This window comes from Myxococcales bacterium, from assembly GCA_016706225.1.
Taxonomy (GTDB): domain Bacteria; phylum Myxococcota_A; class Polyangia; order Polyangiales; family Polyangiaceae; genus JADJKB01.
The window spans coordinates 1,046,182-1,058,181 of the sequence record JADJKB010000005.1 but is presented as its reverse complement, the minus strand read 5'-3'; the positions used below and the strand labels follow the sequence as shown (position 1 = coordinate 1,058,181).

The following is a 12,000-nucleotide window of genomic DNA, read 5'->3' as shown; positions in this document are numbered from 1 at the left end:
CGGGCCGCAGGGGGTGTAAGCAGAGCCCCGCGGAGAGCGTTGAGGTACGGCCATGATAGACCTTCGATCGGGGCGAGCTGCTGGGGGCTCATGGGTACTCTCGATGATCACACTGGTGCTCATGGCCGTCGGCCTGTGGGGCTGCGGCGCCGCTGGCGCTTACGAAGCCAAGAGCGCCGGCGCCGCCATGGGGCCGGGCAGTGCTGCACCCGCCGAACCCGCGTCGGCGGACGAAGCGTCCGGTGACACGCTCTATCGTGAGAGCGCGGCGAAGGAGTTGCCGGAGCGAGGAGGGCTGGCACAAGCGACCCCGCCCGCACCAGCGATGAAGAAGGACTCGGCGACCGAGGCCGTCCCTGACGCAGCAACCGCGGGCAAGAACCAGCCGGGCGTCGCCACGGGTGCCAACGGCAAGGCCGTCGCTGGGCCTTTGCTGATCTACAAGGCCCAGCTCTACATGGCCGTGTTCGAGACGCGCAAGGCCATCGACGCGGTGGAGAAGCTCGCCAAAGAAAGCGGCGGGTACTTGGTTTCGCGCGAGGACGCCCGGATCACCGTGCGCGTCCCTGCTCGCAGGTTCGACGGCGCGCTGGAAGAAGTCACCAAGCTGGGGGATCTCTTGCACCGCAACGTCAACGTGCAGGACGTCACCGCGGAGTACACCGATCTCGCGATTCGCCTGCGCAACCTCGAGGTCATGCGCGACCGCCTGGAAGAGCTACTGAAGAAGGCGGCCAAGGTGGAAGAGGCGTTGGCGGTCGAGCGCGAGCTGGAGCGGGTCGCCGGTGACATCGAGCGCCACAAGGGGCGGCTGAAATTGCTGCAAGAACTGGTGACCTTCTCGACCATCACCGTCGAGTTCCAACCCCGCCCCGTCGACCACGTCGATTCCAAAGTGCAGCTGCCCTTCCCGTGGCTGGACCGTTTGGGCCTCGGCGAGCTCTTGAGACTTTGAGGAGGAACGCCATGAATCGACTCATCTTGGGACTTGTGGCGGGCCTTGCGCTCGCGGGCTGTGGGCACTCCTTCGAAGCGACGACCCCGCCCGGCTTCGTCGAGCTGGAGGATCAAGAGGCGTACGACTACCGTGCAACCACCGCCGACGGATTGGTGATCGCGGTCCGAGAGATCGATCACGAGCCCAAGGGTTCGATGGCCTTCTGGACCCGGGCCATCGAGAACCGCATGCGACAGCGCGGCGGCTACGCCTTGCTCGGCACGCGGGACGTGAAGACCGCGGGCGGGCTCGATGGAAAACAGCTGCGCTTTGGCCACGACGAGAGCGGCAAGCCGCACCTCTACTACGTGACCCTGTTCGTGACCGACAAGTACATCTTCCTGCTCGAAGCGGGCGGGACGAAAGAGCTCGTCGAGAAACAGAGCGCAGAGCTCGATCAGGCAGTGCAGGGCTTCCGGGTGAAGTGACAGCGAGGCGCGCAGCTCAGCGCTCGCGCGCAGGCGCGAGGCGGCGCAACACGGAGTAGAACCCGACCAGCACGAGCGCCACGCTCGCGTGTCCCGCCAAGAGGTGCGAACCGAGCGTGAGCGGACAGTGCAGCTCGAGAGCCAGCACCCCCACCGCACCAGCACCCGCGGCCGCGAGGGCAACCACGCTCGGATTGGCGTGATGCTGCCGATCCAGGAGCACCCACCCGAAGAGCACCGGCAACGCCAGCGCGAAGCCGAAGCCAAAACACGCCAGCGCGCGCCGCGCGAAGTCGTCGCCTCCACCCGCGAGGGACGCCGGGTGAGCGTGGTGGGCCACCGGCAGCAGCGCGACGGCAAACGGCAACCCGATCGCCGCGAGCGTCAGCGCGGGCCGCACCCATGACGGTGGCGCCGGACGCTGAAGGGGCCGGAGGGCGTGGCTCAACGCGATCCCGACCACGACGGCGTACGCGAGCGCGATTGCTCTGAGCCGCACCGGCGAGATCTCCTCAAGGTCCGGCCGCCGCTTCGCAATCACCACGAAGGCCACGATCGAGAGTGGCACAAGAACCCCGATGGCGAGTCGCTCCGGCGTGGAACGGCTCGCCAGCCACGCGCCCAGCCCAGAGTCCTTCAGCAGCCGCTGCTCCACCCCGACTCCGACCGCAGACAGGTCGGGTGGCGGAGCCTGCTCGAGCCCAGCGAGCGCACGCCCGAGCTCCGCTCCCTGGCCGAGAAGCTCGGCGCAGCTCTCGCAGCGCTCCGCATGTCCGCCCAGCTCGTCGCCGAGCGGCTGGCCCTCTCTCAGGGCGTTTCTGAGGTCGGTGCAGTCGGACACTACTGATCCTGGCCTATGCCGGAGCCCGGCTCGGAGTTACCGCCGCTCTCGCCCAGGATCTTGCGCATCCCGGCGTATCCGCGGTGCGCCCGGACTTTGACGGCCGAGACCGTCACCCCGAGCGCCTCCGCCACCTCCGGAAATGAGAGCCCCTCGAGCCAGTGCAGCACGATCACCTCCGCCTGGCTCTCGGGCAGCTGCGCCAGCGCCAAACGCACGGCCTGTGCGGCGTCCGCGCGGTCGTGACCCGTGGGCCCCACCGCGGGATCCGATCTTCCGTCCAGCTCGAGCGGAGCCTCGGGTCGGCGCTTGGCACGTCGGAAGTGCTCGCGCTTCAGGTTGTACGCAATGGTGTAGAGCCACGGCTTGAGGCGGGCATCCGGGCGGAAGTCGTTACGGGCTCGGTGCAGATGCAGAAAGGTCAGCTGCAAGAGATCCGTCGCGTCCGCCTCCGTCGCGAGCTGGCGGCGCAGCACACGAAACAGCGTCGGCGCGAGGCGCGCGAACAGCTCACGGAACGCCGCCGAGTCACCCGCCACGTAGGCGGCCATCAGCTCCTCGTCGCTCCGCATCGCCGCGGCATGGTGCCACAGTTCACATCGGAGCGGGGCCGGTCTGCGCGGCCACGGCTGGCCGCGCCGGAGCTCAGTCCGGCTGGTACATCACGGTCTGTGTTCCTTCCTGGTGGTAGTACTTGGCGAACTTCGGTCGCTGGAACGTCAGCGCACCGAAGCAGTTGATCACGATGCTCCACACCGCCGTGCTCCAGAACAGCGGGCCCAGCCGAAAACCACCAATCGCGAACGAGCAGAACAGGAACACGGAGTAGTCGTTCGAGAAGCGGTAGCCGAACTGAACCCAGCCGGTATTCTGGTAGAACAAGGTCGGCACGGCGCACAAGAGCGCCGTCACCAAGAGAGCCGTGTGCACCCGCGACCATTTTCTCGGCCACAGGAGCCAGAGGTAGAGCGGCGTCGTCACCCACAACGCCAGCCCGTGGGCGTTGATCTGAAAGCGCGGATCTGCCGGCGCCTTGGCGATCCACGGCAAGCTGGTCAGCACGACACCCAGGTTCTTCCCCAGATAGTGGAAGTTGAAGAGCCCCCACTTCTCCATGCGCGGCCGCCACAGCACGGTCAGGTAGCGGTACCCGAACTCGAACGGGTCGCCGAAGCGCGCACGGTTGTACCAGGCCGCGACGGCCAGCACACAGGCGAGTGGCGCGCCGAACGAGAACGCAAGCACCGCGAAGCGACGCCAGTCGACGCCGGCGACGCGCGCGCGCCAGCGACCGATGAAGCGCTGCAGGCGGCCACCGCTCTCATCCGAGGGCTGGGTCGACCCGCTCGAGACCCGCAGCGCCTCGAGCAAGAACAATGGCGCCGCGTAGAGCAGCGGCGCCCGCGTCAAGAAGCCGAGGCCGAGCAACAACCCCGCGAGCATCGGCCGCTCCGCGTCGAGGGCAACGAGCACGTACAACGCGGCAATCGCAGCGCCGACCACGTGCGCGGCGAACCAGACCGTGCCTTGCTCGGCGGTGAAGAAATACACACTGCCGAAGGCAAACAGGAACGACAACGTCAGGCTGGTCCAGGTGCCGCGACCCGTGAGGCCCATGCGCCGCAGCTTTTCCAGCGCCAGGAACAGCGCCGCCGGAGCGATCCCCGCCAGCCAGATGAAAAACTGTCCGTCTTGAACGCGGACCGCGCTGCCCCCCAGCTTGACCAAGGGCAGCAAGAGCACCGCGGGGAACGGCGGAAAAACGATGAACCACTTGCCGGCGTGTTCGGCAAAGTCGTTGTTCTGCGCGTAGAGCGGCGGCGGACCTCCGAGATCGAGGCGACCCTTCAGCCAGCTCTCCGCCAGCAGCGCAAAGTGGTTGAACGCGGTGTGCTCGGTCAGCGTTTGCCTGGCGGCGCAGGCGAAAAACACCCCCGTCGTGAGCGCGTAGACAGCGAGCGCGAGGCTCAATCGACGCGCGCGGCCGTCGTCGCGGAGCCTCGACCACATCGGGGAGGGACGCTACCACGGCACGCCACCCTGGTTCTGCCCCAGACTCGCGCCTCGACTCGGGGGCCGGCGGTCGACAAAAGCCGAAGGTCGTGTACCTTTCGCCGCTGTGACCCGACCGACCTTCGTCGTTCCCCTCGCCGACATCGAGCGAGAACCGCAAGATCGCGAGTGGCCCATCGATGAGGCCTGGCTCGCGCTCGCCCTGGCGGAGACCGATGCGACCGCGACGGGCCCGGGCCGACTCGAGGTCCGTGTCACGAAGACCGGCCGGGAGGTCCTGGTGCAGGGACGCGCCACCGCCCCGGTGACGCTGCCCGACGCGCGCACTCTCGACCCCGTGGAGGTCGTGCTTCAGTCCGAAATCTTCCTGATGCTGGCGCCCGGGCCGACGGACGTCGGGCCAAAACGCGGGCGCCGCGAGCGCCCGAAGCCGGCCGGTGGCACCACCGCCACGCACAAAAAGAAGTCGAACAAGGGCTGGCACGACGACCCCGAGCTCAGCGACTCCGACGCCGGACAGGACAGCTATTTCGGCGAAGAGGTGGTCCTCGACGGATTTGTCCGGGAGTTTCTGCTGCTCGAGCTGCCCATGGTCGCACATAAGGACTTGCCAACCGGCGAGGCTCCCGCTATCGCTCCGCCCTCCCCGGCTCCGGAAGCGGAACCTCGGGAGCGAGTCGACCCCCGGCTCGCACCGCTCGCGGCGATCGCCGAGCGCCTACGCGAGCGAAAGAATTAAGGAGTTATTGCCGTGGCTGTTCCGAAGCGACGTAACACTTCCAGCAAGCGAAATGCCCGCCGCGCCAATCACGATAAGGTGACCGCGCCGAACATCGTGCCGTGCCCCAACTGCTCGGCCCCAATGGTCTCGCACCGCGTGTGCCCATCCTGCGGCCACTACAAGGGCAAGGCCGTGGGCAAGACTCCCGACGGCGACAAGTGAGCGCTGCGTAGCAACCAACGCACCGAGCTGCACCTCCGCCGGAGCAGCTCGGCCACTCGCTTTTGCGTGACTGCCTGCGCCGAAAATCGTACGGGACCGCCATGACGTTGGGCGCTTCACCGCGGAGTCGCATCGCCGGCACCGGGGCCTACGTACCCGAGCGCGTGATGACCAACGCGGAGCTCGAGAAGCTAGTCGATACGTCCGACGAGTGGATCCGCGACCGCACCGGCATCAAGGAGCGCCGCATCGCGGGTGAGGGAGAGGCAGCGAGTGACATGGCGGTCGCCGCGGCGAGGCGAGCCCTCGAAGCCGCCGGCATCGCTGCGACGGATCTCGACATGATCGTCGTGGGCACGATCAGCGCGGACATGCCGCTGCCGGCCTGCGCAGCGTTCGTTCAGGCCAAGCTCGGCTGCCCCGGCATCCCAGCCTTCGACGTGGCCGCAGCCTGCGCTGGCTTCGTCTACGCCCTGTCGATCGGTGACCAGTTCATCCGCAGTGGGGCCCACAAGAACGTCCTGGTGATCGGTGTCGAGCTGCTCTCCCGCGTCCTCAACTGGAACGATCGCGCAACCTGCGTGCTGTTCGGCGATGGCGCTGGTGCGGCGGTGCTTTCGCCCGCAACCGACGAGGGGCGTGGCGTGCTGTCGACCCGTTTGTACACCGACGCCACCCTGGCCGAGTCGCTGTGTATTCCCGGCGGCGGCAGCAAGGAGCCGATGACTCCCGCCGGCATCGAGGCGGGGCGTGACAAGGTTCACATGGTCGGAGGCGACATCTTCAAGGTCGCGGTCCGCAACCTGACGAGCGCCTCGCGCGAGGCGCTCGAGGTCGCAAAATTGGGGACGGACGCCGTGACCTGGGTCGTCCCCCACCAGGCCAACATGCGCATCATCAGCCAGGTCGCTCAGCGCTTGGACATCCCGCTCTCGCGCTTCATCCTGAACATCGAGCGCTACGGCAATACGTCGAGCGCATCGATCCCGATCGCGCTCGACGAGGGCGTCCGAGACGGTCGCATCAAACCCGGGGACACCGTGCTCATGTGTGCGCTCGGCGCCGGGATCAGCTGGGCCAGCGCGCTTTGCCGAATGTAGGGTCGGAGGCATGAGCATCGCCTGGCTCTTTCCCGGACAGGGCACGCAGAGCGTGGGCATGGGCAAGGCCCTCTTCGACGCCTCGCCCGCGGCCCGAACGGTGTTCGAGCGAGCGGATCGAGCGCTCGGCTGGTCGTTGACCCGCCTGTGCTTCGAGGGCCCCGAGCTCGAGCTGACGCTGACGGCCAACACTCAGCCCGCCATCCTGACGGTGAGCATGGCGACCCTCGCGGCGATCCGCGAAGCTACCCCATCCCTCACTGCGCCGGCGTTTGCCGCTGGACACTCTCTCGGGGAATACAGCGCGCTGGTCGCCGCCGGCGCCCTCGGTTTCGAGGACGCGGTTCGATTGGTGCACCTGCGCGGTAAGGCAATGCAAGAGGCCGTCCCCGAGGGTGAAGGCGCGATGGCGGCGCTGATGGGCGGGGACGCCGAGGTGGTCGCCGACCTGTGCGCCGAGGCCAGCGAGCCCGACTCCCCAGTCCAGCCCGCCAACTTCAACGCGCCCGGCCAGATCGTGATTGCGGGCCGCAAGGCCGCAGTCGAGCGCGCGATGAAGCTGGCGGAGGCCCGCAAGGTGAAGGCCATTCTGCTCAAAGTGAGCGCACCCTTCCACTGCGCGTTGATGGCCCCTGCGGCGGCGCGCATGCGCTCGGAGCTCCAGGCGATCCCCGTTTCGCCGTTCGAGTTCCCGGTCGTCAGCAACGTGGACGCTCAGCCCAACTCGGATCCGGGGAGGGTTGCGGACCTGCTCGGGCGCCAAATTGACGGCGCCGTGCGTTGGCAGCAGAGCATCGAGCTGATGGCCGGGGCGGGGGTCGGCCGGGCGCTCGAGATCGGCCCGGGCAAGGTGCTCGCCGGACTGGTGAAGCGAATCGACAAGACCGTCAGCGTCGTCTCGGTCAACGACGCTGAATCCCTGGCAAAAGTTGCCGCCTTTTTGGCCTGAAACGCCGCGAAATCCCGGCTAGCTGGTGCGAAGCGGGGTTTGCAGGAAAAGCCCGCGATCTTTCCCCCGAACCGCGGGAGTTGCGTGCTAAACACGCGACCGCCCGAAGGGGTTCTTCGATGTTCGATCTGCACGGCAAAGTCTGTCTCGTCACCGGTGGCTCGCGCGGCATCGGTCGCGCGTGCGCCGAGGCGTTGGCGGCAGCCGGAGCCCGCGTCGTGGTCGGCTACGCCGGCAACGAGGCCGCCGCCCGTGACACCGCGGCAGCCTGCGAAGCGACCGGCGCTCAGGCTGAGATCCTGCAGCTCGACGTCGCGGACGCCGTCGCCGCGGAGGCCGCTGTGGCCGATGTCGCCAAACGACACGGCCGCCTCGATGTGCTGGTACAGAGCGCCGGGATCTCCATCGATGGCCTGCTCTTGCGGCTCAAAGACGACGACTTCGAGCGGACCCTGGCCGTCAACCTCCGGGGCGCCGTCGCCTGTGCAAAGGGCGCGCTCAAGCCGATGATGCGCGCGAAGTCTGGCCGCATCATCTTCCTGTCGAGCGTGGTCGGCGAGATGGGCAATGCGGGGCAGACTGCCTACGCCGCCTCCAAGGCCGCGCTGCTCGGGGCCGCCAAATCCATCGCCCGCGAGTACGCCTCCCGCAACATCACCGTCAACGCAGTCACCCCCGGTTTCATCGAGACCGACATGACGCGAGGTCTGCCCGAAGAGGCCCGAACCGCGATGCTCTCGGCGGTTCCCCTCGGGCGGGCGGGCACGCCGGCGGACGTCGCCGCTGCGGTGGTCTTCTTGGCCTCGGACGAGGCCAGCTACGTCACCGGACACGCACTTCGCGTGAACGGCGGCATGTACATGTAACTCTTGGTTTTCTTAACGTAGTTCAAAATCCTTACCCAACCTGGGGCGCGCCGAGGTAGGACGCGCCCCTTCTGGAGGCGAAAATGGCGGAAGGCCGGAACATCGAGGCCGAGGTCAAGCGGATCATCAAGGAGCAGCTGGACGTCGACGAAAAAGACATCCAAGCCGAGTCCACCTTCATCGACGACTTGGGGGCAGACTCCCTGGGTTTGGTCGAGCTGGTCCTGGCATTTGAGGAGGCGTTCGAGATCGACATCCCGGACGAGGACACCGAAAAGATCCGAACGGTTCAAGACGCTGTCGACTACATCGAGAAGCACGCACCGGGCTGAGCCCCCACTCGCCTCGAGCACGGGTCGTCGGCCTCATTTCGAGGGCCACGGCGGCCCGCGCTCGTGCACTGGAGCCCACTGATGGAGCGCGTCGTAGTCACCGGAATCGGTCTGGTAACTCCCAGCGGAATCGGGACCGAGCCCTCGTGGCGATCGGTGATCGCTGGCGAGAGCGCCGCCGCGCCGATCACGCAGTTCGAGGCGGACGAGCGTTATGCCACCCGCTTCGCCTGCGAGGTGAAGGGCTTTGATCCGGCCGAGCACATGGACCGGAAGAAGATCAAGGAGGTGACCCGCTTCATCACCTTCGCCATGGGGGCGACGAAAATGGCCCTCGCGGAGGCGAACCTCGACCTGACCGAAGAGGAGCGCGATCTCGCGGGTGTGTTCATCGGCGTCGGGCTCGGCGGACTCGAGAACCTCGAGCGCTGCACGCTGACCCTCGAGCACAAGGGCCCAGGCAAGATCAGCCCCTATTTCATCCCTTCGCTCATTGCCAACATGGCGGCGGGCCAGGTGTCCATCGCGTTCGGCCTGCGCGGACCGAGCTACGCACACACCAGCGCGTGTTCGTCCGGAGCTCACGCCATTGGCGAGGCTTATCACTGGATCCAAGCGGGCCGCGCCGAGGTGATGATCGCCGGGGGCGCCGAAGCGACCATCACCCCCATCGGCATCGCCGGGTTCTCGGCGATGTTCGCGCTCTCCCGGCGGAACACCGAGCCCACCCGCGCCAGTCGCCCGTTCGACAAAGGCCGCGACGGTTTTGTGTGCGGCGAAGGCGCCGGGACGCTGGTGCTCGAGTCGCTCTCTCGGGCCAAGCGCCGCGGCGCGCGCATCCTCGGCGAGATCATCGGTTTTGGTGCCTCCAGCGACGCTCACCACATCACCAAACCCGCACCGGGTGGCGCCGGCGGCGCGCGGGCCATGCGAATCGCGCTGCGCGACGCCAAGCTCGCGCCAGACGCCATCGACTACATCAACGCGCACGGTACCAGCACTCCGTCCGGCGACATCGAGGAGTGCCAGGCCGTCAGCGACGTATTTGGGAGCCACGCCCTCGACAAGAAACTCTGGGTCAGCTCCACCAAGAGCATGATGGGGCACTTGCTCGGCGCCGCTGGCGCGGTCGAGGCCGCGCTCTGCCTCAAGGCCATCGAGACCGGGCTCGTTCCGCCCACCATCAACCTCGAGGACCAAGATCCGGCGTGCCCGTTCGACTTCGTCCCCGGCAAGACCCGCGAACGGCGAGTCGAGCGGGCCCTCTCGAACTCCTTCGGCTTCGGCGGGACGAACGCGAGCCTGGTCGTCGCAAAGTTCGAAGGCTGACCCCTGTCGATGCGTCAGCGAGCGAAGCATGCAGTGCCCCACATGCCGATCCATGGAGAGCCGAGTCGTGGACTCACGACTGGTATCCGGCGGCACCGTCACCTGGCGCCGACGCGAGTGCGACGGCTGCAAGCGTCGTTTCACGACCTACGAGCGGCTGGAAATCAGCCTGCCCATCGTGGTCAAGAAGGACGGCCAGCGCGAGGCCTTCGATCGCAACAAGGTGCTTGCCAGCCTGCGTATCGCTTGCAACAAACGTCCGGTGTCACCCGATACTCTGGAAGAAGAGGCAGAGGTCCTGGAGCGCGAGCTCTCGGAGAGTGGCGAACGGGAGCTCAGCTCGATGCTGATTGGCGAGCGGGTGATGGAGCGGCTCAAGCGCCTGGATCAGGTCGCCTACGTGCGCTTCGCGAGCGTCTACAAGTCGTTCCGAGACATCGACGAGTTCATGCGCGAAATGAGCGTGCTCGTCCGGCCCAAGGACGGGGAGTGAAGGCAGCATGCCCGACATCGACGCAAAGTTGATGGCCCGCGCCATCGAGCTGGCACACGGCGGCGATCCCTCGCCCAATCCCCATGTCGGGTGTGTCATCGCCGACGGCGCGACCATCATCGCCGAGGCGTTCCACAACGCGGCGGGGCTAGACCACGCCGAGATCGCCGCGCTGGCCGCAGCAGGAGAGTCCGCGCGAGGCAAGACACTCTACGTCACCCTCGAGCCGTGCAACCACGAGGGGCGCACGGCACCGTGTGTCGATGCGATCCTGAAAGCGGGCATCGCGCGGGTGGTGGTCGGGTGCGCGGACCCAAATCCGAACGTGCCAGGTGGGGGGGCGGCGCGGCTTCGCGAAGCGGGCGTCGAAGTCTTGGTCGGGGTCCTCGAGAAGGACTGCCGCGCCGTGATCCGCCCCTGGAGCAAGTTCATCACGGAGGGCGCTTCTTTCGTCGCCGTGAAGCTCGGGCTCTCGCTCGACGGGCGCATCGCTACGCGCACGGGTGCCAGCAAGTGGATCACCTGCCCCGAGTCCCGCACCCGGGTGCAGGCTCTACGCCACCGCCACGACGCGGTGATGGTCGGGATCAACACCGTGATCGCCGACGACCCTCGCTTGACCGTCCGGGACCTGCCCGGACGCAGCCCTGTCCGGGTGATCGTCGACAGCAAACTTCGGCTCCCGGGGTCCGCCCAGGTCGTCCAGGGGGCGCGCGAGGTCCCCACCTGCGTGATGACCACGACGGAGGCCCCGCGGGGCGCGGAAGAGGCCTTGGAGGCCGCGGGTGTAGCCGTAATTCGTGTGGCGGCCACCGCCGAGGGCCGCTGCGACATGCGGGTGGTACTGAAAGAGCTGGCCGCGCGCGAGGTCGTCAGCGTCCTTTGTGAAGGCGGCGCCGAGCTAGCCGGCAGCCTGCTCGCTACCGCCCTCGCCGACGAGATGCACGTGTTCGTCGCGCCAATCTTGTTGGGACCGCGGGGACGGCCGGGGGCCGTCGATTGGGCCGGACCGGAGACCCCGTCGGACGCGCCGCGCATCGACCCTCCAGTCTGGGAGCTGTGCGGGAACGACGCCTACGTGTCCGGACCCTTGGTGTATCCCAAGCGGTCGAGCCGCACCGCTCACGGTTGACCCGAAAGCGCGCCCGATTGCGGGAGCCAAACCCCGATGTTACGTTTCGCGGGTATGGCCGTCCGCGAGATCCTCGAGTATCCCGACCCCCGCCTGCGTGAGGTCGCCAAACCGGTGCCCCGCGTCGACGACGAGATCCGGCAGCTGGTCGAGGACATGGCGGAGACGATGTACGACGCTCCCGGCGTGGGGCTCGCGGCCCCGCAGATCGGCGTGGGCTACCGCATCTTCGTCATCGACATCGCGGGTGAGGACGAGCCGAGTGACTTCCGAGTCTTCATCAACCCGGAGATCGTCACCACTACAGGCACACAGGTGTGGGACGAGGGCTGCCTGTCATTCCCCGGCGTCAGCGAAGAAATCAAGCGCGCCGAACAGGTCACGGTGCGCGCCCTCGGCAAGGACGGGAAGAGCTTCGAGCTCGAGGCCGACGGACTCTTGGCCGTGGCGATTCAGCACGAGAACGACCATCTCAACGGCGTCTTGATGATCGACAAGCTGTCGGCCATCAAGAAGCGGATGATGGGCCGAAAGCTGGCCAAGCGCGCCAAAGCTTCGAACGCCGAAGCCTGAGCTG

Annotated in this window: 15 protein-coding genes; 12 read left to right on the top strand and 3 right to left on the bottom strand. The window is 67.3% G+C overall.

Annotated features, from left to right (window positions below; all coding sequences use genetic code 11):
* The first annotated feature begins 52 nt into the window (after positions 1 to 52).
* Positions 53 to 955, top strand: a complete 903-nt coding sequence (locus IPI67_12325; protein MBK7580984.1) for a DUF4349 domain-containing protein — start codon at positions 53 to 55, stop codon at positions 953 to 955.
* Between the two features lie 11 nt (positions 956 to 966).
* The gene (locus IPI67_12320) at positions 967 to 1,425 is read left to right on the top strand and encodes a serine/threonine protein kinase (protein MBK7580983.1); all 459 of its coding nucleotides are present in this window, start codon (positions 967 to 969) and stop codon (positions 1,423 to 1,425) included.
* A gap of 16 nt (positions 1,426 to 1,441) precedes the next feature.
* On the opposite strand, the gene IPI67_12315 is transcribed toward IPI67_12320, so the two are convergent.
* The 3 genes from IPI67_12315 to IPI67_12305 all read right to left on the bottom strand — a co-directional run bounded on the left by IPI67_12315 (position 1,442) and on the right by IPI67_12305 (position 4,276).
* A complete protein-coding gene (locus IPI67_12315) occupies positions 1,442 to 2,266 on the bottom strand; it encodes a DUF1109 family protein (protein ID MBK7580982.1) in 825 nt (274 codons plus the stop codon).
* Positions 2,266 to 2,817, bottom strand: a complete 552-nt coding sequence (locus IPI67_12310; protein ID MBK7580981.1) for an RNA polymerase sigma factor — start codon at positions 2,815 to 2,817, stop codon at positions 2,266 to 2,268. Before IPI67_12310 ends, IPI67_12315 begins: the two co-directional genes overlap by 1 nt.
* Before the next feature lie 94 nt (positions 2,818 to 2,911).
* The gene (locus tag IPI67_12305) at positions 2,912 to 4,276 is read right to left on the bottom strand and encodes a hypothetical protein (protein MBK7580980.1); all 1,365 of its coding nucleotides are present in this window, start codon (positions 4,274 to 4,276) and stop codon (positions 2,912 to 2,914) included.
* A gap of 109 nt (positions 4,277 to 4,385) precedes the next feature.
* Here IPI67_12305 and IPI67_12300 point away from each other — a divergent pair, with 109 nt between their 5' ends.
* The 10 genes from IPI67_12300 to IPI67_12255 all read left to right on the top strand — a co-directional run bounded on the left by IPI67_12300 (position 4,386) and on the right by IPI67_12255 (position 11,996).
* On the top strand, positions 4,386 to 5,018 hold the full coding sequence (locus tag IPI67_12300) for a DUF177 domain-containing protein (protein ID MBK7580979.1): 633 nt from the start codon (positions 4,386 to 4,388) through the stop codon (positions 5,016 to 5,018).
* A gap of 12 nt (positions 5,019 to 5,030) precedes the next feature.
* Entirely contained in the window at positions 5,031 to 5,222 is a 192-nt protein-coding gene (gene rpmF / locus IPI67_12295; protein MBK7580978.1) for a 50S ribosomal protein L32, read from the top strand.
* A 101-nt stretch (positions 5,223 to 5,323) separates the two neighbouring features.
* Positions 5,324 to 6,322 (top strand): ketoacyl-ACP synthase III, encoded by a 999-nt coding sequence (locus tag IPI67_12290; protein ID MBK7580977.1) that lies wholly within the window; start codon positions 5,324 to 5,326, stop codon positions 6,320 to 6,322.
* 10 nt (positions 6,323 to 6,332) lie between these two features.
* Positions 6,333 to 7,271, top strand: coding sequence for an ACP S-malonyltransferase (gene fabD / locus IPI67_12285; GenBank protein MBK7580976.1), 939 nt, complete (start codon positions 6,333 to 6,335; stop codon positions 7,269 to 7,271).
* A 119-nt stretch (positions 7,272 to 7,390) separates the two neighbouring features.
* Positions 7,391 to 8,137, top strand: coding sequence for a 3-oxoacyl-ACP reductase FabG (fabG, locus tag IPI67_12280; protein ID MBK7580975.1), 747 nt, complete (start codon positions 7,391 to 7,393; stop codon positions 8,135 to 8,137).
* Between the two features lie 83 nt (positions 8,138 to 8,220).
* The gene (gene acpP / locus IPI67_12275; protein ID MBK7580974.1) at positions 8,221 to 8,469 is read left to right on the top strand and encodes an acyl carrier protein; all 249 of its coding nucleotides are present in this window, start codon (positions 8,221 to 8,223) and stop codon (positions 8,467 to 8,469) included.
* A gap of 81 nt (positions 8,470 to 8,550) precedes the next feature.
* On the top strand, positions 8,551 to 9,798 hold the full coding sequence (gene fabF / locus IPI67_12270) for a beta-ketoacyl-ACP synthase II (protein MBK7580973.1): 1,248 nt from the start codon (positions 8,551 to 8,553) through the stop codon (positions 9,796 to 9,798).
* 28 nt (positions 9,799 to 9,826) lie between these two features.
* The gene (gene nrdR, locus IPI67_12265) at positions 9,827 to 10,291 is read left to right on the top strand and encodes a transcriptional repressor NrdR (GenBank protein ID MBK7580972.1); all 465 of its coding nucleotides are present in this window, start codon (positions 9,827 to 9,829) and stop codon (positions 10,289 to 10,291) included.
* A gap of 7 nt (positions 10,292 to 10,298) precedes the next feature.
* Positions 10,299 to 11,423, top strand: coding sequence for a bifunctional diaminohydroxyphosphoribosylaminopyrimidine deaminase/5-amino-6-(5-phosphoribosylamino)uracil reductase RibD (ribD, locus tag IPI67_12260; GenBank protein MBK7580971.1), 1,125 nt, complete (start codon positions 10,299 to 10,301; stop codon positions 11,421 to 11,423).
* Positions 11,424 to 11,477: 54 nt separating this feature from the next.
* Positions 11,478 to 11,996, top strand: a complete 519-nt coding sequence (locus tag IPI67_12255; GenBank protein ID MBK7580970.1) for a peptide deformylase — start codon at positions 11,478 to 11,480, stop codon at positions 11,994 to 11,996.
* Positions 11,997 to 12,000: the final 4 nt, after the last annotated feature.